The sequence below is a fragment of the Methylobacterium sp. CM6257 genome (assembly GCF_054611515.1).
The window spans coordinates 5,913,032-5,939,097 of the sequence record NZ_CM137735.1; the positions used below are offsets into that span (position 1 = coordinate 5,913,032).

Below are 26,066 nucleotides of genomic sequence, written 5' to 3' on the forward strand. Positions count from 1 at the left end.
GGGCAGCGGGTCTACGGCGGCCCGAGGATAGGCGCGCGATGCAGGCGCCGCCATCACCTCGGAGACGGCTTCCCGCATGAATGATCCCGGGTCAACGGTCCCGGCCGCGACCCGGCGGCTCGAACCCGACGCGGCCGGCCTCGCCGAGGCCGCCGCGATCCTGCGGGCCGGCGGCCTCGTGGCCTTCCCCACCGAGACGGTCTACGGGCTCGGGGCGGACGCCACGGATCCCACCGCGGTGGCGCGGATTTTCGCCGCCAAAGAGCGACCGCGCTTCAACCCGCTGATCTCCCACTTGGCCGACGCGGATGCCGCGCGGGCGCAAGGCGTGTTCGACACCCATGCGCGCCGCCTCGCGGAAGCCTTCTGGCCAGGCCCGCTGACCCTCGTGGTGCCGGCCCATCCGGGCACGCGCGTCTGCGATCTTGCCCGCGCCGGGCTGCCGAGCGTTGCCCTGCGGGTGCCCGCGCACCCGCTCGCTCAGGCTCTGCTGGCCGCGGTCGGCCGGCCGGTGGCGGCACCCTCGGCCAATCGCTCGGGACGCGTCAGCCCGACCCGGGCGCGCCATGTTCTCGACGACCTAGCAGGCCGGATCGCGGCGGTTCTCGACGGCGGCGACACGAAGGTGGGCGTCGAATCGACTGTGGTGGCCTGTCTCGGCGGCGCGCCGCGGTTGCTGCGGCCGGGCGGAATCACCCGCGCGGCACTCCGCGACGTCCTGGACCTCGACCCGGAATCACCCCTGGCCCTCGATCCCGACCGGCCGGTGGGACCGGGCATGCTCGCCTCGCACTACGCACCCCAAGCGCGCGTGCGCCTCGACGCGAAGAGCATCGAAGCCGACGAGGCGGCGCTGCTGTTCGGAAACGCCCCGCCGAGGGGCCTCGCGCGGGCGCGCGCCGCGCTGAACCTGAGCCCGACCGGAGACTTGGCCGAAGCGGCGGCCCGCCTGTTCGGGGCCCTGCGCGAGCTCGACGCTTCGGGAGCCACCACCATCGCGGTGGCACCGATCCCCCCGGAGGGTCTTGGCGAGGCGATCCGCGACCGCCTCGCCCGGGCCGCCGCCCCCCGATAAGGGTGCGGTTTTTTTCGCCGGCAGCGGAACAGACCTGGCCGCCACCCGTTTATTGATCACAAAGGCCTTCTCAGCCCCCAATGGCCTTTTCCCTTTCAGGCTCGGAGCAATCCGAGCCTTTTTTCTTGAGCTTTCGGCATCAAGCCAGCTTCGTCGCGATACCGGCGACGTGGCGTCCCTGGAAGCGGGCTCCCTCCAGTTCCACGGCACTCGGCCGGCGGGAGCCGTCGCCATCCGCGATGGTGCTGGCGCCGTAAGGCGTGTTGCCCTTGACCGCCTCGACACCGGCCTGCCCCTGGAAGCTGTAGGGAAGCCCCACCACCACCATGCCGTGGTGGAACAGCACCGTGTGGAAGCTCGTCAGCGTGGTCTCCTGGCCGCCATGCTGGGAGGCCGTCGAGGTGAAGACCGAGCCGACCTTGCCGACCAGCGCGCCCTTCATCCAGAGGCCGCCGGTCTGGTCGATGAACTGCTTCATCTGCGAGGCCATGTTGCCGTAGCGGGTCGGCGTGCCGAAGATGATCGCGTCGTAATGGGCGAGTTCGTCGACGGTGGCCACCGGTGCGGCCTGGTCGAGCTTGAAGTGGTTCTGCCGGGCGATCTCCTCCGGCACCAGCTCCGGCACACGCTTCACGACGACCTCGGCCCCGGCCTCGCGAGCTCCCTCGGCGACGGCGTAGGCCATCTGCTCCACGTGTCCGTAGGTCGAGTAGTACAGCACCAGAACCTTGGCCATGCGGTGATCTCCCGTCTGTCGTCTCGGACGGCCGGCCGGATCATCCGGCGGCGCGATGATGTCTCCATCGCGCGTTTTGCATCTTGCAAGAATGCCCTGGGGTGCAAGAATGCCTTTGCATAGATGCAAGGATCCGCGTGTCGCTCGACTGGGACGAGTTCCGGTTCGTCAAGGCAGTGGCCGACCGGGGTGGCCTCACGGCGGCCGCGGCACAGCTCGGAATCAACCACTCGACCGCTTTCCGGCGCCTCGGGGCGCTCGAGACCCGGCTCGACGTGCGCCTGTTTGAGCGCCTGCGCACCGGCTACGTGCCGACTCCTGCCGGCCGGATGATGATCGAGGCCGCGAACCGGATCGAGACGGACGTCACGCAATTCGCGCGTGCGATGGCTGGCCGGGGCGAGACACCGTCCGGCGAGTTGCGCGTGACGGCGCCGACCAGCTTTGCAACGAGCCTCCTCATGCCGATCCTCTCGGCCTTCCGGGCGCGCTACCCGGAGATCCGCGTCGACCTGATCCTCGCCGAGGAGGCGCTGAATCTGTCGCGCCGGGACGCCGACGTGGCGATCCGCGCGAGCCGCGACCCGAGCGAGACCCTGGTCGGGCGACGGCTTACCGGCATCGCATGGGCCGTCTACGGCCGGGCCGAGCAGGATTACCGCGACCTCACGCAGGCAACCTGGGTCAGTCCCGGCCCGACCGTGGCGGGCGGATTGTTCGCGCGGTTCGTGGAATCGCGGGCGCCGGCCGAACGGATCGGGCTGCGGATCAACACGGTGACGGGACTCGATACGGCGATCGCGGCCGGACTCGGCATCGGCCCGCTGCCGTGCTTCGGGGCCGATGCCGACCCCATCCTGCGCCGAATCTCGGGTCCGCATCCGGAACTCGGAACCGATCTCTGGGCACTGACACACCCGGACCTGCGGCATGCGGCACGGGTCCGGGTCTTCATGGATCATGTCGCCGAAGCGATCCTGCCCCTGCGGCCGCGCTTCGAAGGCCGGTGACCCGGGTCAGCGGATCTCGACCACCTCGACCTCGTGGCCGTTGACCTCGACCACATCGCCGACCTTCTTGCCGGTAATCGCCCGGGCGAGCGGCGCCACGTAGGAGATCGACCCCTTGTGCGGATCGGCCTCGTCCTCCCCGACGATCCGGAAGGTCTGCCGAGTCTCCTTCCCGGACTCGTCCTCGCGGACTACCGTGACGGTGGCGCCGAAATGCACCGTGTCGCCCCTCTTGGGCTCCACGAGCTGCGCGGTGTTCTTGCGCGCCGTCCAGTAGCGCAGGTCGCGCCCGATCCGGGAATCCTCGGCCTTGTCGGCGCGATCCAGGGAGGCAACCTCCTTCTCCAGGCGAGCGACCTCGGCCTCGATCTGGGCCAGCCCCTCCGGGGTCACGAAGTTGGGATGGGGCGAGATCGGCCGGTCGGGCAGATTCTCGAACGCTTCCCCACCCTCGGGCTCTTTGACGAATGCGACGCTCATAAAGAACGAAACGCCGCTGCAACGGCGAAGGTTCCGCGCCTTCCAGATCTAGCCGACGTCCACCACGATCCGCCCCCGGACCTTGCCGGCCAGGATCTTCTCCCCGAGCTGGCCGACCTCCTCCAGGCGGACCCGGCTCGTCATGGAGGCGAGTTTGCGAAGGTCGAGGTCGCGGGCGAGCCGCGCCCAGGCCGCGCGCCGCTTCGTCTGAGGGGTGGTGACGCTGTTGATTCCCAGGAGCGAGACACCGCGCAGGATGAATGGCGCCACCGACGTCGGCAGGTCCATGCCCTGGGCCAGCCCACAGGCGGCGACGGCGCCGTCGGCCTTGGTCATGGCGAGCACGTTGGCCAGCGTCGTCGAGCCCACCGCGTCCACGCCCGCCGCCCAGCGCTCCTTGCCCAGGGGCTTGCCGGGCTTCGACAGCTCGGCCCGGTCGAGGATCTCGGCGGCACCGAGGCCTCTCAGATAATCGGCCTCGCCGTCCCGGCCGGTGGAGGCGATCACGTGCCAGCCGGCTCGCGCGAGCAGCGTCACCGCCACGGAGCCGACACCGCCCGAAGCGCCGGTGACGATCACCGGGCCGTGCTCGGGCGTGACCCCGTGATCATCCAGCGCCATGCAGCATAGCATTGCGGTGTAGCCTGCGGTCCCGATCGCCATGGCCTGCTCGGCGGTGAGGCCCTGGGGCAGCGGCACCAGCCAGTCGCCTCTGACCCGGGCGCGCTGCGCGTAGGCGCCGAGATGCGTCTCGCCGACGCCCCAGCCAGTGAGGACCACCGCGTCGCCCGGCTTGTACGCGGGATGGTCCGAAGCTTCGACGGTCCCCGAGAAGTCGATGCCGGGGATCATCGGAAAGCGGCGCACCACCGGCGACTTGCCAGTAAGCGCGAGGCCGTCCTTGTAGTTCAGGGTCGAGTGCGTCACCCGCACGGTGACGTCGCCGTCCATCAGGTCGTCTTCGTCGAAATCCCGGAACGCGAGGCTCTGGCCGGCCTCGTTCCTCTCGACCACCCAGGCCTTGAACGTCCCCATCGTCACCTCCCGTGTCGCGCGGTGAGGTGTCGCCGGGACGTCCGGAATCAAGGCGGCCGGGGTCGGATCAGTACCCTTCGTACTGGCTGCCGTAGGAGAAGCCGAGGGCGACACCAGTGTCGGACGAGCTGGCGCCGGTGATGCCGAGTGCGTCCGGGATCGAGCCGACCACAGGACCGCCATAGGCGACGGGACGGTAGCCGTAGCCACTGACCGGCACCCAGCCGGCGCGGGCCGGCGCCACGAGGACGCGCCGGCTCACGGTGGCGTATTCCGGCGGGATCGTCTCGGGGATGGACTGCGCCGGACGCACCAGCACGGTCCGGGTGCGCACCGCGAAGCGCGGCGGCGTGGTGACCCAGCAGCCGATCAGTTCGCCGCCGGGACCGCGGCTCGTCTGCCAGAACCGACCGCCGGGCGAGACCATCACGCGCTCGGACACGGTCTCGTAGACCGGCGGGACGGTGCGGTAGACCGTGCGCGGCGGACGGACCAGGACGTTCTCCTGCACGGTGTCGTAGACCGGCGGCGTGACGACGTGGCGGTAGCATGCGGTGCCGTAGCAGCCGCCGGCCTGGGCCGGTGCGGCGAACAGCAGGCCGCCGAGAGCGGCGGCGAGAAAGGTGGTGCGAGCGACCGGCACGGTCATAGACGTCCTCTGGTACGCAATACTGGCGAGACGCCGCGCGAAAGGCGGCGCCCGTCTCGACGCACCAGAGGCCAGACTCGTTGCCCAGCGCGCAAGCATTATCGGAAACGAGGGTAAAATTAACCCTCGATTTCGACTGCTTAGTCGCCGCCTACCTAGGTAGAATTATTCAGAACGCGAACAGGATCGCTTATGAAGTCGGGACGGCCGCGGGCTGTGTCACGTCTGTCCGGGCTTGAGCTGGTAGAAGATATGCCGGCCGATCACATCCATCTTGCGCAGGCGGCGTGCCCAACCCGGCCGCACGTAATCCGCATGGTAGTGGGTGGCGGCGCCGACCTCGGCCAGATAGGTCCGGCCCTCGATCACCGAGCGCGCGATGCGTGTGGCCGTCTCCCAGGCGCCGGCATCGGTGATGCGCAGGGACTTGCCCTCGCAGGCGAAGGAGAACTGGCAGCCCATGTAATGGTGCCGGTTCTGGTAGACGACGCCGCAGACGCTGCTCGGATAGAGGCCGCTCTTGACGCGGTTCAGCACCACCTGCGCGACGGCGGCCTGCCCCGCCTCGGGCTCGCTCCGGGCCTCGAAGTAGACGGCCTCCGACAGGCAGCGCTGCTCCTTGCCGAGAGCGTCCGGGTCGATAAGGTCGGCGTAGCGCCGGCGGGCATCCTCCGGAACCGGCTGGGCGCTGTCGCCCGCCCCAAGCCGGCCCGCGAAATCGGGCAGGGCGAGGCTCGCGGCCGCGACTTCGACGGGGATCGCGTCCGCGGGCGCCGGCGTGGTGGATGACAGGGCGACGGCCCGGGGCACCGGCGGGGTCGAGCCGTCGAAGCGCTCGGGACCGCCATCTTCCGTCAAGTCGGCGGTTCCCTCCCCGGTCGAGGCGGCGCTGCCGGCGCCGGTGGTCAGGCCGAGATCAGGCACCGGCACGAAGGCGGCCTCCGGCTCGGACTCCGGATCCCAGATCGCCGAACCCTGGGTCAGCACGCCGCTGACGCTGCCAGTCACGTCGCCGAACACCAGGGCGCCACCGGTCTCCCGGAGACTCGCGGCCCGGCGAGCGAAGCTCTCGGCCGGCGGCTGAGCCGGATTACCCTTGCCGGCCCGCTGCACCACCGGAAACACGTGGGCACCGGTCTTGAACACCGCCTGGGGCGGCTCGTCGCTCAGGCGCCGCAGGGCGGAGCCGATCAGGAGCGTGCCGGGCGGCAGGGGCAGGACGGTATCGGCGTCGATCACCGCGAGCCGGCTCGATCCGATGGCGTTCTCCGTGCCGGCATCGGCCGTGAACGACACCAGGAGGCCGAGCCCGACCATCCAGGGCGTCATGGCCGCCGAGAGCCAGCGCAGACCCGATTCCCGTCGTCCTCGTCTCGTGCCCACGACGCCAGACCTGTACCGATGCCCCTGAACCGGCCCCATCCTCCCCGTTTCCAGGGTGTTTCTGCGGCCGGCCGGGATTTATCGCCCGGTATGGTTGAGCCCCGGTTAAGTCTGTGCCGCGGGCGGCGTCCCGGTTCGGAGGCCGGCCACGAAAAAGGGCGGCCCGAAGACCGCCCTCTCTCATCTCAAGTCTGCCCGAAACCTTACTCGGCGGCGGGCGGAAGCTCCTCGACCGGCATCGCACCGCTCTCGGCCTGCTTCTGCTGCAGGATGAGCGCGTCGCGGCGGCGGGCGATCGCCCGGATGTCCGCCACCATCGAGCCGGTGCCCGCCGGGATCAGCGAGCCGACGATGACGTTCTCCTTCAGGCCTTCCAGGGTGTCGACCTTGCCGTTGACAGCCGCCTCGGTGAGGACGCGGGTGGTCTCCTGGAACGAGGCCGCCGAGATGAACGACTTCGTCTGCAGCGACGCCTTGGTGATGCCGAGCAGGACCGGAACGCCCTGGATCGGCTTCTTGCCTTCCGCGAGCAGCTTCTCGTTGTACTCGGTCAGCTCGGTCCGATCGATCTGGTCACCCGAGAGGATGTCCGAGTCGCCGCCGTCGGTCACCTCGACCTTCTGCAGCATCTGACGGACGATCACCTCGATGTGCTTGTCGTTGATCGACACGCCCTGCAGCCGGTAGACCTCCTGGATCTCGTTGACGAGGTAGGCCGCGAGTTCTTCCACGCCCTTGATCGCCAGGATGTCGTGCGGCGCCGGGTTTCCGTCGACGATGTAGTCGCCGAGCTCCACCACGTCCCCGTCCTGCAGGTGGATGTGCTTGCCCTTCGGGATCAGGTATTCGACCGCCTCCGAGCCGTCATGCGGCGTCAGCGTGAGCCGACGCTTGTTCTTGTAGTCGCGGCCGAACGCGATGGTGCCCGACTTCTCGGCGATGATCGCCGCATCCTTCGGACGCCTTGCCTCGAACAGCTCCGCCACCCGCGGCAGACCGCCGGTGATGTCGCGGGTCTTGGCCGAGTCGGTCGAGACGCGGGCCAGGATGTCGCCGGCCTTCACCTGCGCGCCCGGGTCGAAGCCGATGATGGCATCGACCGGCAGGAAGTAGCGGGCATCCGAGCCGCGGGGCAGCTTGAGCGCCTTGCCGTCCCGGTCGACGACGACCATTGCGGGCTTCAGGTCCGACGTCCGGGCCGAGCCGCGCCAGTCGACGACGACGCGCTTGGCGATACCGGTCGACTCGTCGGTGGTCTCGGTCATGGACTGGCCGTCGACCAGATCCTCGTAGGCCACGATGCCGTCGACCTCGGTGAGGATCGGACGGGTGTAGGGATCCCACTCGGCAATCCGCTGCCCGCGCTTGATCTTGTCACCCTCGTCGACCCGGAGCTTGGCGCCGTACTGCAGGCGGTGGACCGCCCGCTCAACCCCATCGGCCCCGACGATGACCACCGCCACGTTGCGGCCGGTGGCGATCAGATCCCCGTCCGAGTTCTTGGCGATCGCCCGGTTGCGGATCTTGATCGTGCCCTCGAAGCTCGACTCGATGAAGGAGGAGTCGGCGATCTGGGCCGCACCACCGATGTGGAAGGTGCGCATCGTGAGCTGCGTGCCCGGCTCGCCGATCGACTGCGCCGCGATGACGCCGACGGCCTCGCCCATGTTGACGGGCGTGCCGCGGGCGAGGTCGCGCCCGTAGCAGGTGGCGCAGACGCCGCTCTTGGTGGCGCAGACCAGCACCGAGCGGATCTTCACCTCCTGGATGCCAGCGGCGTTGATCGCCGGCAGGTGCTTCTCCTCGATGGTCTCGCCGGTCTTGACGATCACCGTGCCGTCGGCCGCCACGAGATCCTCGGCCGCGGCGCGGCCGAGAATGCGGGTGGCGAGCGTCGCCACGACCTGGCCGGCATCCACGATGGCGCGCATCTTGATGCCGCTCGTCGTGCCGCAATCCACCTCGCGGATCACCGCGTCCTGTGCCACGTCGACGAGGCGGCGGGTCAGGTAGCCGGAGTTGGCGGTCTTCAGGGCGGTGTCGGCGAGGCCCTTACGGGCACCGTGCGTGGAGTTGAAGTACTCCAGCACGTCCAGGCCTTCCTTGAAGTTCGAGATGATCGGTGTCTCGATGATCTCGCCCGACGGCTTGGCCATGAGGCCGCGCATCGCCGCGAGCTGCTTCATCTGGGCAGGCGAGCCACGGGCACCCGAGTGGCTCATCATGTAGATCGAGTTGACCTGCTTGTCCGCACCGTGCTCGTCCTTCTGGACGCTGGAGATGCGGCCCATCATCTCAGCGGCCAGCTTGTCCGAGCACTTGGCCCAGGCATCGACCACCTTGTTGTACTTCTCGCCCTGGGTGATCAGGCCGTCGTTGTACTGCTGCTCGTAATCCTTCACGAGCGCGCGGGTCGTGTCGACGATCGACCACTTGTTCTCCGGCACGACCATGTCGTCCTTGCCGAACGAGATGCCGGCCTTGAACGCGTGGGTGAAGCCCAGCGCCATGATCCGGTCGCAGAAGATCACCGACTCCTTCTGACCGCAATGGCGGTAGACGGTGTCGATCATCGCCGAGATCTCCTTCTTGGTCATCAGCTTGTTGACGACGTCGAAGGGCACCTTGGCGTGCTTCGGCAGCGCGCCGGAGAGGATCACGCGACCCGGGGTGGTGTCGTAGGTCTTGGTCAGGGGCTCGCCGTCCGGGCCGATGCCGGTCCAGCGCCACTTGATCTTCGAGTGCAGCGACACGGCCTTGGCGGCCAGGGCGTGCTCCAGCTCGCCCATGTCGCCGTAGACGCCCTGCATCGGGTTCTTGGAGTTGCCCGGCGTGTACTCGCCCGGCGCACCCTCGGCCACGATCGACAGATAGTAGAGGCCGAGAACGATGTCCTGCGACGGCACGATGATCGGCTGACCGTTGGCCGGGTGCAGGATGTTGTTCGTCGACATCATCAGGACGCGCGCTTCCAGCTGCGCCTCGAGCGACAGCGGGACGTGGACGGCCATCTGGTCGCCGTCGAAGTCGGCGTTGAACGCGGCGCAGACCAGCGGGTGCAGCTGGATCGCCTTGCCCTCGATCAGCTTCGGCTCGAAGGCCTGGATGCCGAGGCGGTGGAGCGTCGGCGCGCGGTTCAGCATCACCGGGTGCTCGCGGATCACCTCATCGAGGATGTCCCAGACCTCCGGCTTCTCCTTCTCCACGAGCTTCTTGGCCTGCTTGACGGTGGCCGAGAAGCCCTTGGCGTCGAGGCGCGCGTAGATGAACGGCTTGAACAGCTCCAGCGCCATCTTCTTGGGCAGGCCGCACTGGTGCAGCTTGAGCTCCGGGCCGACCACGATGACCGAGCGGCCCGAGTAGTCGACGCGCTTGCCGAGCAGGTTCTGGCGGAACCGGCCCTGCTTGCCCTTCAGCATGTCGGCGAGCGACTTCAGCGGCCGCTTGTTGGCGCCCGTGATCACGCGGCCGCGTCGGCCGTTGTCGAACAGGGCGTCGACGGCCTCCTGCAGCATCCGCTTCTCGTTGCGGATGATGATGTCGGGCGCGCGCAGCTCGATCAGCCGCTTCAGGCGGTTGTTGCGATTGATGACGCGGCGGTACAGGTCGTTGAGGTCGGAGGTCGCGAAGCGGCCGCCATCCAGCGGGACCAGCGGGCGCAGGTCCGGCGGGATCACGGGGACGACCGTGAGGATCATCCATTCCGGCTTGTTGCCGGACTGCTGGAAGGCCTCGATGATCTTGAGGCGCTTCAGGAGCTTCTTGGGCTTCAGCTCCGAGGTGGTGACGGCGATCTCCTCGCGCAGATCGTTGGCGATCTTGTCGAGGTCGAGCTCCTGCAGGATGCGCCGGATGGCCTCGGCGCCGATCATGGCGGTGAAGCTGTCCTCGCCGTACTCCTCCTGCGCGCGCAGGTACTCCTCCTCCGACAGGAGCTGACGCTCCTTCAAAGGGGTGAGGCCCGGCTCGATGACGCAGTACGACTCGAAGTACAGAATCCGCTCAAGGTCCTTGAGCGCCATGTCGAGCAGCAGGCCGATGCGCGAGGGCAGCGACTTCAGGAACCAGATATGCGCGACGGGGGCGGCCAGCTCGATATGGCCCATGCGGTCGCGCCGGACGCGCGCGAGGGTGACCTCGACGCCGCACTTCTCACAGATGACGCCCTTGTACTTCATGCGCTTGTACTTGCCGCACAAGCACTCGTAGTCCTTGATCGGCCCGAAGATGCGCGCGCAGAACAGGCCGTCGCGCTCGGGCTTGAAGGTCCGGTAGTTGATGGTCTCGGGCTTCTTGATCTCGCCGTACGACCAGGAGAGGATCTTCTCCGGGGACGAGATCGAGATCTTGATCTGGTCGAAGCTGACCGGCTGAGTCTGCTGGTTGAAAAGGTTCATGACCTCTTGGTTCATGATCCACTCCTTGTTGACGCCGGCAGCCCCGCGCCGGGCCACCGCGTCCTGAAAAAGATCCGGCGCCGCGCCCCGAGCGGGCGCTGCTCACCGTCGTCGAACCGCGAAGGCCCCTCCCCTTCCCGCTCGACCGTGGCGGCGGTGATCCGCCGCCACGGGAGGTGTGGTTCTCTGTCTTACTCGGCAGCGTCCGCCGGCGGCTCCAGCTGATCGTTGGCCGCCTTCTTGGAGGAGGTGAGCTCGACGTTGAGGCCGAGCGAGCGCATCTCCTTGACGAGCACGTTGAAGCTCTCGGGGATGCCGGCCTCGAAAGTGTCGTCGCCGCGGACGATCGCCTCGTAGACCTTGGTGCGACCGGCCACATCGTCCGACTTCACCGTGAGCATCTCCTGCAGCGTGTAGGCCGCGCCGTAGGCCTCCAGCGCCCAGACCTCCATCTCGCCGAAGCGCTGACCGCCGAACTGCGCCTTGCCGCCCAGCGGCTGCTGGGTGACGAGCGAGTACGGGCCGATCGAGCGCGCGTGGATCTTGTCGTCCACGAGGTGGTGGAGCTTCAGCATGTAGATGTAGCCCATCGTCACCTTGCGGTCGAAGGGCTCGCCGGTGCGCCCGTCGTAGAGCGTCGACTGCGCCGAGCGGTCGAGACCGGCCATCTCCAGCATCTGCTCGATGTCGGCCTCCTTGGCGCCGTTGAACACCGGCGTGGCCATCGGCACGCCGCGGCGGATGTTGTTGCCGGCCTCGGCCAGCTCCTCGTCCGAGAGGCCGTCGAGCTCGCCGGGGGAGTAGATCGCCTTCATCTCCTCCCGCAGCGGCGCGATGTCCTGCGTCTTCAGATAGGCATCCACCGCCTTCGACACCTTGCGACCCAGGCCCGCAGCCGCCCAGCCGAGGTGCGTCTCCAGAATCTGGCCGACGTTCATGCGCGAGGGCACGCCCAGCGGGTTGAGCACGATGTCGGCATGCGTCCCGTCCTCCAGGAACGGCATGTCCTCGATCGGCACGATCCGCGACACGACACCCTTGTTGCCGTGACGGCCGGCCATCTTGTCGCCCGGCTGGATCTTGCGCTTCACCGCCACGAAGACCTTGACCATCTTCATGACGCCGGGGGGCAGCTCGTCGCCGCGCTGCAGCTTCTCGACCTTGTCGAGGAAGCGCTGCTCGAGGCGCTTCTTCGACTCGTCGTACTGCTTCTGCATCGCCTCCATCTCGGTCATGAGACGGTCGTCGATGACGGCGAACTGCCACCACTGCGAGCGCGGGTAGTCGTTGATCAGCTCGCGGGTGAGCGTGGTGTCCTTCTTGAAGCCCTTCGGGCCGGCCACCGGCGCCTGGCCGATGAGCACGTCCGCCAGACGGGCGTAGGTGTTGCGGTCGAGGATCGCCTGCTCGTCGTCGCGGTCCTTGGCGAGCCGCTCGATCTCCTCGCGCTCGATCGCCTGGGCACGCTCGTCCTTGTCGACGCCGTGGCGGTTGAACACCCGAACCTCGACGATCGTGCCGGTGACGCCCGGCGGCACCCGCAGCGAGGTGTCGCGCACGTCCGAGGCCTTCTCGCCGAAGATGGCACGGAGCAGCTTCTCCTCCGGCGTCATCGGGCTCTCGCCCTTCGGGGTGATCTTGCCGACGAGGATGTCGCCGGCATTCACCTCGGCACCGATGTAGACGATGCCGGCCTCGTCGAGGTTCTTGAGCGCCTCCTCGGAGACGTTCGGGATGTCGCGGGTGATCTCCTCCGGCCCCAGCTTGGTGTCGCGGGCCATCACCTCGAACTCCTCGATGTGAATCGAGGTGAACACGTCATCCTTCACGATCCGCTCGGAGAGCAGGATCGAGTCCTCGAAGTTGTAGCCGTTCCACGGCATGAACGCGACGAGCACGTTCCGGCCGAGCGCGAGCTCGCCGAACTCGGTCGAGGGACCGTCGGCGATGATCTCGCCCTTCTTCACGAACTCGCCGACGCGGACCAGCGGCTTTTGCGTGATGCAGGTCGACTGGTTCGAGCGCTGGAACTTCTGCAGCCGGTAGATGTCGACGCCCGGCTTGTTGGCGTCGGCCTCTTCCGTGGCGCGGATGACGATACGGGTGGCGTCCACCTGATCGACGATGCCGGTCCGCCGGGCCGCGATGGCGGCGCCGGAATCCCGGGCGACCACCGCCTCCATGCCGGTGCCCACGAACGGGGCGTCGGCGCGGACCAGCGGCACCGCCTGGCGCTGCATGTTCGAGCCCATGAGCGCGCGGTTGGCGTCGTCGTTCTCCAGGAACGGGATCAGCGCCGCGGCGACCGAGACGAGCTGCTTCGGCGACACGTCCATGAGGTCGACGCGCTCAGGCCCGACGACGATCACCTCGCCGGCCCGGCGGCAGACCACGAGGTCCTCCGTCAGCTTGCGGTTCTCGTCCATCTGGGCGTTCGCCTGGGCGACGTAGTACTTCGCCTCCTCCATGGCCGAGAGGTAGGCGACCTCGTCGGTGACCACGCCGTCGCGCACGCGCCGGAACGGGGTCTCGATGAAGCCGTACTTATTCACCCGCGCGAAGGTGGCGAGCGAGTTGATCAGGCCGATGTTCGGGCCTTCCGGCGTCTCGATCGGGCAGATGCGGCCGTAGTGGGTCGGGTGCACGTCGCGCACCTCGAAGCCGGCGCGCTCGCGGGTCAGACCGCCCGGGCCGAGGGCCGAGAGGCGGCGCTTGTGCGTCACCTCGGAGAGCGGGTTGGTCTGGTCCATGAACTGCGACAGCTGCGACGAGCCGAAGAACTCGCGCACGGCCGCGGCCGCCGGCTTCGCGTTGATCAGGTCCTGCGGCATGACCGTGTCGATATCGACCTGGCTCATGCGCTCGCGGATGGCGCGCTCCATGCGCAGGAGGCCCAGGCGGTACTGGTTCTCCATGAGCTCGCCCACCGAGCGGACGCGGCGGTTGCCGAGGTGGTCGATGTCGTCGACCTCGCCCTTGCCGTCGCGCAGTTCCACGAGCGCCTTGACGACCGCCAGCATGTCCTCCTTGCGCAGCGTGCGCACGGTGTCGGCGGCGTCGAGATCGAGACGCATGTTCATCTTCACGCGACCCACGGCCGAGAGGTCGTAGCGCTCCGCGTCGAAGAACAGCGAGTGGAACATCGCCTCGGCGGTCTCGAGGGTCGGCGGCTCGCCCGGGCGCATGACCCGGTAGATGTCGAACAGCGCACCCTCGCGGTTCGAGTTCTTGTCCACCGCCAGCGTGTTGCGGATGTAGGGACCGACATTGACGTGGTCGATGTCGAGCACCGGCAACTCGGTGATGCCGACATCCTCCAGGCTCTTGAGGAGCTTGTCGGTGATCTCCTCGCCGGCCTCTGCCCAGATCTCGCCGGTCTGGGTGTTGACCAGATCCTCGGCGACGTACTGGCCGACGAGATCCTCGTCGGTCGCCTTGAGGAACTTGGTGCCCTTCTCGGTGATCTGGCGGGCGTTGCGGGCGTTGAGCTTCTTGCCGGCCTCGAGCACGACCTCGCCGGAATCGGCGTCGATCAGGTCGACGGTGGCCTTCATGCCCTTCATGCGCTCAGCGTCGAACGGCACGCGCCAGTCGGCGCCGTCCCGGTCGTAGACGACCTTGTTGTAGAAGGTCGACAGGATCTCCTCGCCGTCGAGGCCCAGGGCATAGAGCAGCGACGTCGCCGGCAGCTTGCGCTTCCGGTCGATGCGGACGTGGACGATGTCCTTGGCGTCGAACTCGACGTCGAGCCACGAGCCCCGGTACGGGATGATGCGGGCGGCGAACAGGAGCTTGCCCGAGGAGTGGGTCTTGCCCTTGTCGTGGTCGAAGAACACGCCCGGCGAGCGGTGCATCTGCGAGACGATGACGCGCTCGGTGCCGTTGACGATGAAGGTGCCGTTCTCCGTCATCAGGGGCATGTCGCCCATGTAGACGTCCTGCTCCTTGATGTCCTTGACCGACTTGGCCTGGGTGTCGGGATCGACATCGAACACGATGAGGCGGAGCGTGACCTTCAGCGGGGCCGCGAAGGTGATGCCCCGCTGGCGGCACTCGTCCACGTCGTACTTCGGGGCCTCGAAGGTGTAGCGCACGAACTCGAGGAGGGCCGTGGAGGCGAAGTCGGAGATCGGGAACACCGACTTGAACACGCTCTGCAGCCCCTCGTCGGCGCGCCCGCCCTCGGGCTCGTCGACCATCAGGAACTGGTCGTAGGACGCCTTCTGAACCTCGATGAGGTTCGGCATCTCGGCAACTTCCTTGATCTTGCCGAAGAACTTCCGAATGCGCTTGCGACCGACCAGCGTGTTGGCCATGTGACCTCGCTCCTACCCGCGTGCCTCGCGCCCGGGGAAGCGTTCCCGAAGGGACCTCCCGCGCCGGGCCGTGACGCGCGCCCCGCCGGGCCGCGCCACCGAACCGAATCTCTTGCCGGTCCCTCCCGGGACCATCCGCCGAAGCGGCCTAAAGCCCGCGGGCGCTCTACCCGCGGGCTCCAGTCACGACAGGCCCGGAACGGACCTCCGTGGGGTGATGGGCCGGGACCGGCCCATCGTCGACTTACTTGAGCTCGATCTTGGCGCCGGCCTTCTCGAGCTGGGCCTTGAGCTTCTCGGCCTCGTCCTTGGCAACGCCTTCCTTGATCGGCTTCGGCGCGCCCTCGACGAGGTCCTTGGCCTCCTTGAGGCCGAGGCCGGTGATCGCGCGGACCTCCTTGATGACCTCGATCTTCTTGTCGCCGGCGGACGCGAGGACGACCGTGAACTCGGTCTGCTCCTCGGCGGCGGCGGCAGCGCCACCACCGGCAGCCGGACCAGCGGCGACGGCGACGGCGGCAGCCGCCGAGACGCCCCACTTCTCCTCGAGCATCTTGGCCAGGTCAGCGGCCTCGAGAACGGTCAGCGAGGACAGGTCGTCGACGAGCTTGGCGAGATCAGCCATGGTGAATTCCTCTCAATATCGGTTCGAACGGATGGTTTTTGAAGGGCCTCAGGCGGCCTCGTCCTTCTTGGCATAAGCCCCGAACACGCGGGCGAGCTTGGCCGCCGGCGCGTTGACGACCTGGGCGACCTTCGTCGCGGGAGCCTGGATGAGGCCCACGAGCTTGGCGCGCAGTTCGTCGAGGGACGGGAGCGAGGCGAGCGCCTTCACGCCGTCCGGGTTCAGGGCGGTCTTCCCCATCGCGCCGCCGAGGATCACGAGCTTGTCGTTGGCCTTGGCGAAATCGACCGCGACCTTCGCGGCAGCGACCGGATCGCCGGAATAGGCGAGCAGGGTCGGGCCCTTCAGGAGCGGCTTGATGGAGGCGACGTCCGTGCCATCGAGTGCGATGCCGGCGAGGCTGTTCTTGGCGACCTTCACGGTGGCGCCGGCCTGCTTCATCTGCGAACGCAGCTTCTGCATGTCGGCGACCGTGAGGCCCTTGTAGTGGGCCACGACGACGACGGCGCTCTGACTGAACACGCCGTTGAGCGTCGAGACGAGATCAGCTTTAGCTGTCCGGTCCACTGGGCTCTCTCCGGTTGGCGGAACCCATTGCGGGTCCGCCGGTTGCACATGCCGCCCGGACGTGGTCTCGGCCTTCAGAAGACCGGGAACGTCCGAACGACGCTTCGCGGCCCTGTCCCCGCGCGCGCCCCTGGAGGCCGACTCGGGCGAGTTGGTTCAAACCGACACCCCTCCGCGACCGAGGCCGAGGCGAGGCTTGTTGAATTCGGTCTTCCCCGTCTGTGCAGGCTGGCGGATTAAGCCGGCGAACCGGCACCTGCAGTCTCGGACAGGACATGGCCGGACAAGGCTCCGCGGGGCTCGTCGCCCTCTGGATCCTTCCGGCCAGTGCCACCCGGTTGCCCGGGCGACATTTCAAGCGGAAACCGGCCGATCGGCCGTCTCCTTCCGTGAGGATGAAATGCGTGAGGCGCGGTGTATAGAGCCTAGCAAGCCGCCTGCCAAGGGCCGAAGCGCGACTTTTCCGCCGCAGGCAAGGGCTTGCGGGGGAGGCTTGCCGCGGCTGCATCGCTCGGCGCGGGCTCGGATCCCCGGCTACGCCGCCTCACGCTCCGGCGCCAGCTTGCGCCTGGCCGCCTCCCACCAGCTCCGATCCCGGGCGGCCTTCGCCTCCGCGGCCTTGGCGGCGTAGAACGAGGCGTTGTGCTCGCCCCGCAGCGCCTCGCGGGTGAAGCGGATTAGGTGATGGGCCACGAAGCCCATGTTGAACACCGCCTCGATCTGTCCGCGCTTCATCGCGTAGACGGCGGCGTTCCAGAACGGCCTGCGGTAGTCGGAGAAGATCCCGACGCGCGTGATGATGTTGAAGCCGAGGATCAGCCCCCGGCGCAGGTTCGTGAAGGTCAGCTTGCCGGCCGTCGGCGTGATGATGCGGTTCGGATAGGTGACATCGCACTGGTGCTTGAAGCGCTCGAAGATCTTCTCCGGCGCGTAGGCATGCGCGATGGCGCGGCGCCAGCTCCCCACCACGGTGTCGTGGGGGCGCTTGAACAGCACGTTGGATTCGAGGCTCGCGTCGTGGACGAGGCGCCCTTCGCGCTCCAGCCGGTCCCACAATGGCGTCTTCGGCAAGGCCTGGAGCAGGTTGATGGTCAGCACGGGGATCGCCGAGCGGTCGATGAAGTCGATCAGGTTCTGCTCGGACCGGTCCGTGTCGGAGTCGAGGCCCAGGATGATGCCGGAGGTCACCTCCAGCCCGTAGGAGTTCAGCGTCTCGATGGCCTCGTACATCGGCACGGCAGCGTTGTGAGTCTTGTCGATGCCCTTGAGCGCTTCGGCCTCCGGCGTCTCGATGCCGACGAACACCGTCATGAAGTTCGCCTGCCGCATCAGCTCAAGGATCTCGGGCTGCTTGGCCATGTTCAGCGTCGCCTCGCAGGCGAACTGGAGCGGGTAGTTGTTCCTCTTCTGCCACTCCACGAGATGCGGCAGCATCTCGCGGGTCGCCTTGCGGTTGCCGATGAAATTGTCGTCCACGAAGTAGACCACCGCCGGGTGGCCCGGCTGGCTCACGATAGCGTCGAGCTCGGCGCACATCTGCTCCGGGCTCTTCAGGCGCGGCTGGCGGCCGTAGAGCTGCGGAATATCGCAGAACTCGCAGCGATACGGGCAGCCCGAGGAGAATTGCAGCGAGCCGATCAGGTAGCGCTTGAGCGGGACGCGGTCGTAGGCCGGGGCCGGGAAGTCGGCGAGCGCGAGGCGGTCCTTCGTCTCCAGCACGACCTGGGCGGGCGGGGGCGCGATGTCGGCGTCGAGGCGGGCGACGAGCTGGTCGGTGGCGTCGCCGATCTCGCCGATGTGGAGGTAGTCGAAGTCGCCGTACTTCTCCGGCGCGCCTGAGACCGAGGGGCCGCCCAGCACCGTGACCTTGCCGACGGCGCGCGCCCGGTCGCGAATGTCGTGGATCTGCGGCTCCTGGATGTGCATCCCGGAGACGAAGACCGCGTCGGCCCAGCCGAAGTCGGCCGGGCTCGCGCGGCGGATATTCTCATCGATGAAGCGGCATTCCCAGGCCTCCGGCATGTAGGCCGCGATCAGCAGCAGCCCCTGCGGCGGCATGAAGGCCTTCACGCCGCCCATCAGCGGGTAGGCGTGGGAGAATGTCCCGAAGGACGGCGTGTAGGCGGGAAAGACGCACAGGATGCGTCGCTTGGAGGTGACCGTCAGGGTGCATCGCATGGCTGCTAATCTAGCACAGCCGCGCCGGATGGCGCCCCCCTTCGCGGTACAGAATGGTGTGAGGGACGCGGTGCCGCTGCGCGGCGAGGCTTGTGCTGGATCCCGGATCAGGCTCCGCTTCGCGCCACCTGTCCGGGAAAGGGGCGGGCTTACTTTCCACCACCCCTCTCCCGGGCATGAGGCGCCAGCAAGATGCGACCCGGGACCCAGCACAAGCCTCAGCCGCGGAGCGGCTCATCAAACCAGATCGTCGTACAGGTCCCGCCACGCAGGATTGAATGCCTCGATCAGCGCGAGCTTCCGTGCCCTCCGCCAGCGCTTGATCGCGCATTCCCGCACCCGCGCATCGATGATCCGGGCTGGACCTCGTACCAGACCAGCAGGATCACGCCGTAATCCCGCGTGAATCCCGACCGCATCCCGGTGCAGTGTTCCCGGATCCTCCGCACCAGATCCGTCTTAGAGCCGGCATAGAGCGTGCCGTTCCGCCGGCTCGCCACGATGCAGACGTGGGACAGCCTCTCCGTCCGCGCCCCCACGACGGAAAACGCCCGGCCGTTCCCGGCCGGGCGTTCCGTAGCGTGGGCGCTTCGCGTTGTGTCAGGCGGTCAGGACCGTGCTCGGCTCGACCTTCACGCCCGGGCCCATCGTCGAGGTGACGGCGATGCGCTGGACGTAGGTGCCCTTGGCGCCCGCGGGCTTCGCCTTGGCGACGGCGTCCGCGAAGGCCTTGATGTTCTCGACGAGCTTGTCGGCGTCGAACGAGACCTTGCCGACGCCGGCATGGACGATGCCGGCCTTCTCGACGCGGAACTCGACCGAGCCGCCCTTGGCGCCGGCGACGGCGCCCTTCACGTCCATGGTGACGGTGCCGACCTTCGGGTTCGGCATCAGACCGCGCGGGCCCAGCACCTTACCGAGACGGCCGACCAGCGGCATCATGTCCGGGGTGGCGATGCAGCGATCGAACTCGATCTTGCCGCCCTGCACGATCTCCAGGAGGTCCTCGGCGCCGACGATGTCGGCACCCGCAGCCCGGGCGTCGTCCGCCTTGGCGCCGCGGGCGAAGACCGCCACGCGGACCGTCCGGCCGGAGCCGTTCGGCAGGTTGCAGACGCCGCGGACCATCTGGTCGGCGTGACGCGGATCGACTCCGAGGTTCATGGAGACCTCGACGGTCTCGTCGAACTTCGCGGTCGCCCGCTCCTTCACCAGCTTGATCGCCTCGTCGAGGGGATAGAGCTTCGTGACTTCGATGCCCTCGCGGGCGGCGCGGATGCGCTTGCCTTCCTTAGCCATGCTGCCCTCCCTTAGGCGACGACTTCGAGGCCCATGGCTCGCGCGGAGCCACGGATCATCGCGACGGCCGAATCAACCGTGTCGCAGTTCAGGTCGGGCATCTTCTTCTCGGCGATCTCGCGGAGCTGCGCCTCGGTGATCTTGCCGACCGTCGGGCCCTTGCCCGGGGTCTTGGAGCCGGAGGCGGGCTTCTTGCCGAGCTTCAGGCCGGCGGCCTTCTTGAGGAAGAAGGTGACCGGGGGCTGCTTCATCTCGAAGGTGAAGGAGCGGTCCTGATACGCGGTGATGATCACCGGGATCGGGGTACCCTTCTCCATCTGCGCGGTCTTCGCGTTGAAGGCCTTGCAGAATTCCATGATGTTGAGGCCGCGCTGACCGAGCGCGGGGCCGATCGGCGGCGACGGGTTGGCGGCGCCGGCCGGGACCTGAAGCTTCACGTAGCCCGTGATCTTCTTCGCCATGGGACTGCTCCCAATGAGGATCCGCCCCCACGCGGCCTGAAGCGCGGCGGGTCGGACGGTTGCAGGTCGCGGTGCGATCCGTGGATCCCGGAGGCGAGGCCGGGCGGATCTCCCGCGGATGGTGCCGCATCCTCAATCGAGTGCGGCGGCTTCACGGCCGCCGCTCAGCGACGGCCGGGAAAGGCAGGCAGCCGATGGGCCGCCGAATTCCGAAGGCTCAGGCCTTCTCGACCTGGGCGTATTCGAGCTCCACCGGGGTGGCGCGGCCGAAGATCGACACGGCCACCTTGAGGCGGGAGCGGGCCTCGTCGATCTCCTCGACGGTGCCGTTGAAGCTTGCGAACGGGCCGTCGGCGACCCGGACGGTCTCGCCGATCTCGAAGGAGATCGAGGGCTTCGGCCGGTCGACGCCCTCGGCGACCTGGCCCTTGATCCGCTCGGCCTCGGCGTCCGGGATCGGCACCGGCTTCGACTTGTCGGCCCCGAGGAAGCCCGTGACCTTCGGGGTGTTCTTGATGAGGTGATAGACCTCGTCGGTGAGGTCGCACTTCACCAGCACGTAGCCGGGGAAGAACTTGCGCTCGGCATCGACCTTCCGGCCGCGGCGGACCTCCACGACCTTCTCGGTGGGGACCATCACCTCGTCGAACAGCTCGGTCAGCCCGCGTTGAGCCGCCTGGTCCTTGATGGATTGGGCGACCTTGTTCTCGAAGTTCGAGTAGGCGTGGACGATGTACCAGCGCTTCGACACGGTTCCGTTCAACTCCGACAAGTCCGCGAGGTCGCCCTCGTTCGATGGTGTCCGGGGCTCAGAGCCCCAGGATCAGGCCGACCACGAAGCGCAGGGCCTGATCGACCACCGTGAAGAACAGGCTGGTGACGACCACCATCACGAACACCATGATCGTCGTGATCGTGGTCTCCCGGCGGGTCGGCCACGTGACCTTGCGCGCCTCGTCTCGAACCTGCGCGAAGAACTCGCCCGGCGTGGCGCGCTTCTGCGGCGCGCGTGTCGGCGTCGCCGGCCGGGCCGGCGGCGGGTTCGCGGGACCGCGGGCTGCGCCGCGCACCAGGTCCACCTTCTTGGTCGCTTCGTTCGATGCCATGGCGCCAGTGTCTGTGCGTGTTCGGCCCCGAGGCAGAGACCGCATCCGGGAATGCGAATGTCGGCGCCGAGGACCCGGATGGGCCCGCACCGACGGTCGCTTCAGATCTCGGATTGCGCCCGCTCTAGCGCAACTCCACCGGCTTGTCGACCGGGCCACCGCGCGGGATCGGGCAGGATGTCTGGCAGGAGTGGAGGGACTCGAACCCGCAACCTCCGGTTTTGGAGACCGGCGCTCTGACCAGTTGAGCTACACTCCTAGCGCACCGCCCAATGCCCCATCGCGGCCCGGCTGGCAAGGGGTCGCGCGCCGGAACCAGCATTGCCTGGCGGTGAAGGGGAGCCACTTTCGCCGCGAGACCCGCGCCGGGTCCCGAGCCGCATTCCGCCGGCGCCGCATTCGCCCGGAAAAAGGGGTGCGCGCAAACACCCCGCGCGCTTTTCCCAGACAGGTGGAGCGACGGCGGAACTTGATCCCGGACCCGGCACAAGGACGCGCCGCGAAAGGCGGCTCCGACGAACAACGCCGGCCCCCGTCCTGACGGAGACCGGCGCGATGAAGGCGAAGCGGCGCTGGACGCCGCTCCGTCTGTTCAGGCTCAGTCGTTGATGGCGGCGACGACGCCGGCGCCGACGGTGCGGCCGCCCTCGCGGATGGCGAAGCGCAGCTTCTCCTCCATGGCCACCGGCACGATCAGCGCCACGTCCATGGTCACGTTGTCGCCCGGCATCACCATCTCGGTGCCCTCCGGCAACGTCACGATCCCGGTCACGTCCGTGGTGCGGAAGTAGAACTGCGGCCGGTAGTTGGTGAAGAACGGCGTGTGACGGCCACCCTCCTCCTTGGTCAGGATGTAGGCCTCGGCCTTGAACTTGGCGTGCGGCTTCACCGAACCCGGCTTGCACACGACCTGGCCGCGCTCCACGTCCTCGCGCTTCGTGCCGCGCAGCAGAACGCCGACGTTGTCGCCCGCCTGCCCCTGGTCGAGCAGCTTGCGGAACATCTCCACGCCCGTCACCGTCGTCTTGGTGGTCGCCCGGATGCCGACGATCTCGACTTCCTCGCCCACCTTCACGATGCCGCGCTCCACGCGACCCGTCACCACCGTGCCGCGGCCCGAGATCGAGAACACGTCCTCGATCGGCATCAGGAACGGCAGGTCGATCGGACGCTCCGGCTGCGGGATGTACTCGTCCACCGTCTGCATCAGCTTCAGGACGGCTTCCTTGCCGATCTTCGGCTCCTTGTCCTCCAGCGCCATCAGCGCCGAGCCCTTGGTGATCGGGATGTCGTCGCCCGGGAAGTCGTACTTCGACAGAAGCTCGCGCACCTCGAGTTCCACCAGCTCCAGCAGCTCCTCGTCGTCGACCATGTCGACCTTGTTGAGGAACACCACCAGCGCCGGCACACCCACCTGACGCGCCAGCAGGATGTGCTCGCGGGTCTGCGGCATCGGGCCGTCAGCCGCCGACACCACCAGGATCGCGCCGTCCATCTGCGCCGCGCCCGTGATCATGTTCTTCACGTAGTCGGCGTGGCCGGGGCAGTCCACGTGCGCGTAGTGACGGTTCTGCGTCTCGTACTCCACGTGCGCCGTCGAGATCGTGATCCCGCGCGCCTTCTCCTCCGGCGCCTTGTCGATCTGGTCGTAGGCCGTGAACGTCGCACCGCCCGTCTCCGCCAGAACCTTCGTGATCGCCGCCGTCAGCGACGTCTTGCCGTGATCAACGTGACCAATCGTGCCAATGTTGCAGTGCGGCTTCGAACGCGTGAATTTTTCCTTGGCCATGATTCCCGTTCCTGCGGCGGGGACCGCGCGGGGCCCCGGATCCTGGTCGGCCGCCCCGAACTCGGAAAGGGGCGAAAAACGCGGTTCGCTTAGAGGGTCGGCCGTCCGCGATCAAGGTCCGGCGCGCACGAGCCCCCCCCCGGAGAGCGGCATCGCTGTCAAGCCGCGGCGTCGAGCCGTGAACGTGGGAATATCACTGTCCGGCAACACCGAGGACGCTTTCGGGCCACACTGTGGCCTCAGCGACATAGCGGGATTGCCGCGGCCGAGCTTAACTGCGGGCAACAACGCACAACGTCGGGTCCCGCCATCATGATGAAGAAGTTCCTCCTCGCCAGCGCTGCGACGGCCCTGGTCTCGACGGCTGCCATCGCCGCCGACCTGCCGCGCCGCGCTGCGCCGCCGCCGGTCTTCACCCCGGTGCCGGTCTTCACCTGGTCGGGGTTCTACGGCGGTCTCGAGACGGCCTACACCTTCACGGACAGCCAGCGGATCAACACGGTGGGCATCGCGCCGGTCAACGCCGCCAACGTGGCGACCGGCGCCCGCCCTGCGGGCGTCCGGATCTCCGATGACGGCTTCGCCAACATCGGTGGTACCGCGGGCTTCAACTACCAGTTCACCCCGGGCTCGGGCATCGTCGTCGGCATCGCCAACAGCATCGACTGGACGGATCTCGCCAAGAACCGCTACTACCTCGGCAACACCAACGCGCTGAGCGGTTTCCGTCAGGGCACCGACTGGATCGGCACGCTCGTCGGCCGCGTCGGCTACGCCTTCGACCGCGTCATGGTGTACGGCCTCGGCGGTCTCGCCTACGGCAACGTGTTCTACGATGCCAACTTCTTCTCGCCGGCCGGCCGCCTCGCCTTCGCGGGCCGCTACGACGATTTCCAGACCGGCTTCGCCTACGGCGGCGGCATCGAGTTCGCCCTGCCCACCGACAGCTTCCTGAACACCTTCGCACTCGGCCGCTACCTCGGCATCAAGTACGACGCCCTGACGGTCAAGGCCGAGTACGTCCACTACGACCTGGGCAGCCAGAACGTGCTCGTCGGCGCGGTCCCGGGCGTCGGCGTCGGCACGGGCTACGTCTCGCGGTTCCGGACCGAGGGCAACATCGTCCGCGCCGGCTTCAACTATAAGTTCGGCGGCTACTGAGAGCGGCGAGTCATAACCGTCCGGGAGCGATCCTTCCGGACATTCCTGCGAGGGCGCGCGCCGGGACCGGAGCGCGCCCTTTCTCGTGGCTGCCGTCGCGGCCCCCGAACGGGATACCGAGGCCGTTCAGCAGGCGCGCAGATGCGCGACCAGCCGCTCGGCGGCCTCCTGCGGCGCGCCGGTGTTGAGGATGGTGAGATCGGCCTCGACGCGCGCTTGCCGGGCGAGCCGCGCCGCGAGGTCGCCGTCCTCCGGCCGGTTCCGGGCCGAGAGTCGCTGGGCCAGGATCGCGGGCGGCGCCGTGATCTCGACGACGCTCACCCGCGGACAGGTCATCCGGGCCTCCGCGACGATGCGGCGCGAGACGTTGCAGACCACCACGTGCCCATCGGCGGCCAGACGTCCCGCTTCCGCCGGCAGGGCATAGCCCAGACCGTGGGCGCGCCAGCTCAGGGTGAAGCGGCCGGTCGCGCAACCCTGCGCGAAGACGGCCTCGTCGATCTGGTCGTTGTCCTCGTCGGCCGAGGGAGGCCGGGTGACGAGGCGGCGGGGAAAAGCGTAGCGAGGATCGTCGGACAGCGCCGCCCGGGCCAGGCGGATGAGCGTGTCCTTGCCGGCCCCGCTCGGGCCGACCACGAGGACGAGGCAGCCCGGCATCAGGCGACCCGCAGGCCAGCGCGCCAGACTTCGCGGACCACCGGCACACCGTCGGCGCGCCGTACCCGCACGAGGTCGGCCCGCAGTCCGGGCTCCAGCGCGCCGCGGTCGGTCAGGCCCGTCGCTCGGGCGGGGTTGGCCGTAACAGTTGCGAGCGCCTCCGGCAGCGTGATCGCGGACGCCTGTTCGGGCAACAGGAACGCCGCCATCAGCAGGCTCGCCGGCACGTAATCCGAGGACAGGATGTCGAGGTGCCCGGCTTCGGCCAGCGCCAGGGCGGCGACGTTGCCGGAATGCGAGCCGCCGCGGATCAGGTTCGGCGCGCCCATCATCACGGTGATGCCCTGCCGGTGCGCGGCCTCGGCCGCCTCCAGGGTGGTGGGAAACTCGGCCAGCCGCACGCCCTCGCCGACCGCGAGGTCGACATCGGCCAGGGTGGTATCGTCGTGGCTCGCGAGCGGGATGCCCATCTCGCGGGCGAACTGGACCAGGGCCGGCCGGTTCTTCGCGTTCAGCGCCCGGCCGTCGCGGATCTTGCGCTCGGTGTTGGCGCGGATCTCCTCCATGGGCCGGCCGCCCCGTGTGGCGTAGGTGTAGTACTTCTCCATGTCGCGGAACTGCCGCTGGCCGGGCGTGTGGTCCATCAGCGAGATCAGCCCTACCGGGTAGCGGGCCGTGAAGGCCGCCACCGTGTCGAGCACGTCCAGGGAGGGCAGTTCGCAGCGCAGGTGCGTGAAGTGCTCGGCCCGGAACAGGTCCCCGGCCCGCGCGGTGGCGATGGCGCCGGCGAGCTGCTCCAGCTCGGAGCCGAGGCCGCTGCCGTCCGGGTCGCTGCCGGCGCGGAGCGAATCGAACACCGTGGTGATGCCCGAGGCGGTGATCTGCGCGTCGTAGGCCAGAACGGCGCCAAGGGGGTGCCAGCGCACCTTCGGGCGCGGCGCGAAATGGCTCTCCAGATGGTCGGTGTGCAGTTCGATCAGGCCGGGGATCAGGTGGTCGCCGCCGAGATCGAGGCCGCGCACGGGCGCACGGCCCTCGCCGATCTCGGCGATCGCCCCGTCCGACACCGCGAGCCAGCCGCGCTGCACCCGGTCCGGCAGGACCAGGGTCGCGTTCTCGAGGATGAAGTCGTCCATCGTGAA

21 protein-coding genes and 1 tRNA gene are annotated in these 26,066 nt (G+C 68.3%); 3 read left to right on the forward strand and 19 right to left on the reverse strand.

All coding sequences use genetic code 11. The features are described from left to right. Positions 1-76: 76 nt before the first annotated feature. Positions 77-1,075 carry an L-threonylcarbamoyladenylate synthase gene (locus ACYCO6_RS28790; protein ID WP_459765722.1) on the forward strand — a complete coding sequence of 333 codons (999 nt, stop codon included), beginning with the start codon at positions 77-79 and terminating at the stop codon, positions 1,073-1,075. A gap of 139 nt (positions 1,076-1,214) precedes the next feature. Here ACYCO6_RS28790 and wrbA read toward each other — a convergent pair whose 3' ends face one another. Then, a complete protein-coding gene (gene wrbA, locus ACYCO6_RS28795) occupies positions 1,215-1,811 on the reverse strand; it encodes an NAD(P)H:quinone oxidoreductase (RefSeq protein ID WP_459765724.1) in 597 nt (198 codons plus the stop codon). Positions 1,812-1,948: 137 nt separating this feature from the next. Here wrbA and ACYCO6_RS28800 point away from each other — a divergent pair, with 137 nt between their 5' ends. Then, positions 1,949-2,821, forward strand: a complete 873-nt coding sequence (locus ACYCO6_RS28800; protein WP_459765726.1) for a LysR family transcriptional regulator — start codon at positions 1,949-1,951, stop codon at positions 2,819-2,821. Between the two features lie 6 nt (positions 2,822-2,827). Here the strand turns inward: ACYCO6_RS28800 and greA are convergent, their stop codons facing one another. The 16 genes from greA to tuf all read right to left on the reverse strand — a co-directional run bounded on the left by greA (position 2,828) and on the right by tuf (position 23,106). Then, entirely contained in the window at positions 2,828-3,301 is a 474-nt protein-coding gene (greA, locus tag ACYCO6_RS28805; RefSeq protein WP_459765728.1) for a transcription elongation factor GreA, read from the reverse strand. A 48-nt stretch (positions 3,302-3,349) separates the two neighbouring features. Next, a complete protein-coding gene (gene acuI / locus ACYCO6_RS28810; RefSeq protein ID WP_459765730.1) occupies positions 3,350-4,336 on the reverse strand; it encodes an acrylyl-CoA reductase (NADPH) in 987 nt (328 codons plus the stop codon). 67 nt (positions 4,337-4,403) lie between these two features. After that, positions 4,404-4,985, reverse strand: a complete 582-nt coding sequence (locus ACYCO6_RS28815; RefSeq protein ID WP_459765732.1) for a hypothetical protein — start codon at positions 4,983-4,985, stop codon at positions 4,404-4,406. Positions 4,986-5,204: 219 nt separating this feature from the next. Then, the gene (locus tag ACYCO6_RS28820) at positions 5,205-6,302 is read right to left on the reverse strand and encodes a cell wall hydrolase (protein WP_459773773.1); all 1,098 of its coding nucleotides are present in this window, start codon (positions 6,300-6,302) and stop codon (positions 5,205-5,207) included. Positions 6,303-6,571: 269 nt separating this feature from the next. Then, positions 6,572-10,780, reverse strand: coding sequence for a DNA-directed RNA polymerase subunit beta' (gene rpoC / locus ACYCO6_RS28825; protein ID WP_459765734.1), 4,209 nt, complete (start codon positions 10,778-10,780; stop codon positions 6,572-6,574). Positions 10,781-10,956: 176 nt separating this feature from the next. After that, entirely contained in the window at positions 10,957-15,081 is a 4,125-nt protein-coding gene (gene rpoB, locus ACYCO6_RS28830; protein ID WP_459765736.1) for a DNA-directed RNA polymerase subunit beta, read from the reverse strand. Between the two features lie 244 nt (positions 15,082-15,325). After that, a complete protein-coding gene (rplL, locus tag ACYCO6_RS28835) occupies positions 15,326-15,706 on the reverse strand; it encodes a 50S ribosomal protein L7/L12 (RefSeq protein WP_459765738.1) in 381 nt (126 codons plus the stop codon). 48 nt (positions 15,707-15,754) lie between these two features. After that, positions 15,755-16,273: a 50S ribosomal protein L10 gene (gene rplJ, locus ACYCO6_RS28840; protein WP_459765740.1), complete on the reverse strand. Its 519-nt coding sequence runs from the start codon at positions 16,271-16,273 to the stop codon at positions 15,755-15,757. 534 nt (positions 16,274-16,807) lie between these two features. Continuing rightward, positions 16,808-18,451, reverse strand: a complete 1,644-nt coding sequence (locus ACYCO6_RS28845; protein ID WP_459765742.1) for a B12-binding domain-containing radical SAM protein — start codon at positions 18,449-18,451, stop codon at positions 16,808-16,810. A gap of 287 nt (positions 18,452-18,738) precedes the next feature. Continuing rightward, positions 18,739-18,990: a GIY-YIG nuclease family protein gene (locus ACYCO6_RS28850; RefSeq protein ID WP_459765744.1), complete on the reverse strand. Its 252-nt coding sequence runs from the start codon at positions 18,988-18,990 to the stop codon at positions 18,739-18,741. A 61-nt stretch (positions 18,991-19,051) separates the two neighbouring features. Then, entirely contained in the window at positions 19,052-19,750 is a 699-nt protein-coding gene (gene rplA / locus ACYCO6_RS28855; protein WP_459765747.1) for a 50S ribosomal protein L1, read from the reverse strand. A gap of 11 nt (positions 19,751-19,761) precedes the next feature. Further along, positions 19,762-20,211 carry a 50S ribosomal protein L11 gene (gene rplK, locus ACYCO6_RS28860; protein ID WP_459765749.1) on the reverse strand — a complete coding sequence of 150 codons (450 nt, stop codon included), beginning with the start codon at positions 20,209-20,211 and terminating at the stop codon, positions 19,762-19,764. A 217-nt stretch (positions 20,212-20,428) separates the two neighbouring features. Further along, positions 20,429-20,962, reverse strand: coding sequence for a transcription termination/antitermination protein NusG (gene nusG, locus ACYCO6_RS28865; protein WP_459773774.1), 534 nt, complete (start codon positions 20,960-20,962; stop codon positions 20,429-20,431). Positions 20,963-21,020: 58 nt separating this feature from the next. After that, positions 21,021-21,317 (reverse strand): preprotein translocase subunit SecE, encoded by a 297-nt coding sequence (gene secE, locus ACYCO6_RS28870; RefSeq protein WP_459765751.1) that lies wholly within the window; start codon positions 21,315-21,317, stop codon positions 21,021-21,023. 182 nt (positions 21,318-21,499) lie between these two features. After that, positions 21,500-21,576 (reverse strand) — tRNA-Trp (locus ACYCO6_RS28875). Between the two features lie 339 nt (positions 21,577-21,915). Then, on the reverse strand, positions 21,916-23,106 hold the full coding sequence (gene tuf / locus ACYCO6_RS28880; protein ID WP_459765753.1) for an elongation factor Tu: 1,191 nt from the start codon (positions 23,104-23,106) through the stop codon (positions 21,916-21,918). 312 nt (positions 23,107-23,418) lie between these two features. Between tuf and ACYCO6_RS28885 the strand changes: the two genes are divergently transcribed. After that, complete coding sequence (locus ACYCO6_RS28885) at positions 23,419-24,267, forward strand: outer membrane protein (RefSeq protein WP_459765755.1); 849 nt, start codon at positions 23,419-23,421, stop codon at positions 24,265-24,267. Between the two features lie 126 nt (positions 24,268-24,393). On the opposite strand, the gene phnN is transcribed toward ACYCO6_RS28885, so the two are convergent. Both phnN and ACYCO6_RS28895 read right to left on the reverse strand, forming a co-directional pair. Further along, positions 24,394-24,924 carry a phosphonate metabolism protein/1,5-bisphosphokinase (PRPP-forming) PhnN gene (gene phnN / locus ACYCO6_RS28890; protein ID WP_459765757.1) on the reverse strand — a complete coding sequence of 177 codons (531 nt, stop codon included), beginning with the start codon at positions 24,922-24,924 and terminating at the stop codon, positions 24,394-24,396. Then, entirely contained in the window at positions 24,924-26,060 is a 1,137-nt protein-coding gene (locus ACYCO6_RS28895) for an alpha-D-ribose 1-methylphosphonate 5-triphosphate diphosphatase (protein WP_459765759.1), read from the reverse strand. Before ACYCO6_RS28895 ends, phnN begins: the two co-directional genes overlap by 1 nt. Positions 26,061-26,066 lie beyond the last annotated feature (6 nt).

Excerpts from the sequence above, each read along its gene's own strand:
- ACYCO6_RS28790 (WP_459765722.1), top strand. The coding sequence starts at position 77 with ATGAATGATCCCGGGTCAACGGTCCCGGCCGCGACCCGGCGGCTCGAA.
- wrbA (WP_459765724.1), bottom strand. The coding sequence starts at position 1,811 with ATGGCCAAGGTTCTGGTGCTGTACTACTCGACCTACGGACACGTGGAG.
- greA (WP_459765728.1), bottom strand. The coding sequence starts at position 3,301 with ATGAGCGTCGCATTCGTCAAAGAGCCCGAGGGTGGGGAAGCGTTCGAG.
- acuI (WP_459765730.1), bottom strand. The coding sequence starts at position 4,336 with ATGGGGACGTTCAAGGCCTGGGTGGTCGAGAGGAACGAGGCCGGCCAG.
- ACYCO6_RS28815 (WP_459765732.1), bottom strand. The coding sequence starts at position 4,985 with ATGACCGTGCCGGTCGCTCGCACCACCTTTCTCGCCGCCGCTCTCGGC.
- ACYCO6_RS28820 (WP_459773773.1), bottom strand. The coding sequence starts at position 6,302 with ATGGTCGGGCTCGGCCTCCTGGTGTCGTTCACGGCCGATGCCGGCACG.
- rpoC (WP_459765734.1), bottom strand. The coding sequence starts at position 10,780 with ATGAACCAAGAGGTCATGAACCTTTTCAACCAGCAGACTCAGCCGGTC.
- rpoB (WP_459765736.1), bottom strand. The coding sequence starts at position 15,081 with ATGGCCAACACGCTGGTCGGTCGCAAGCGCATTCGGAAGTTCTTCGGC.
- rplL (WP_459765738.1), bottom strand. The coding sequence starts at position 15,706 with ATGGCTGATCTCGCCAAGCTCGTCGACGACCTGTCCTCGCTGACCGTT.
- ACYCO6_RS28845 (WP_459765742.1), bottom strand. The coding sequence starts at position 18,451 with ATGCGATGCACCCTGACGGTCACCTCCAAGCGACGCATCCTGTGCGTC.
- rplA (WP_459765747.1), bottom strand. The coding sequence starts at position 19,750 with ATGGCTAAGGAAGGCAAGCGCATCCGCGCCGCCCGCGAGGGCATCGAA.
- rplK (WP_459765749.1), bottom strand. The coding sequence starts at position 20,211 with ATGGCGAAGAAGATCACGGGCTACGTGAAGCTTCAGGTCCCGGCCGGC.
- secE (WP_459765751.1), bottom strand. The coding sequence starts at position 21,317 with ATGGCATCGAACGAAGCGACCAAGAAGGTGGACCTGGTGCGCGGCGCA.
- tuf (WP_459765753.1), bottom strand. The coding sequence starts at position 23,106 with ATGGCCAAGGAAAAATTCACGCGTTCGAAGCCGCACTGCAACATTGGC.
- ACYCO6_RS28885 (WP_459765755.1), top strand. The coding sequence starts at position 23,419 with ATGATGAAGAAGTTCCTCCTCGCCAGCGCTGCGACGGCCCTGGTCTCG.
- phnN (WP_459765757.1), bottom strand. The coding sequence starts at position 24,924 with ATGCCGGGCTGCCTCGTCCTCGTGGTCGGCCCGAGCGGGGCCGGCAAG.
- ACYCO6_RS28895 (WP_459765759.1), bottom strand. The coding sequence starts at position 26,060 with ATGGACGACTTCATCCTCGAGAACGCGACCCTGGTCCTGCCGGACCGG.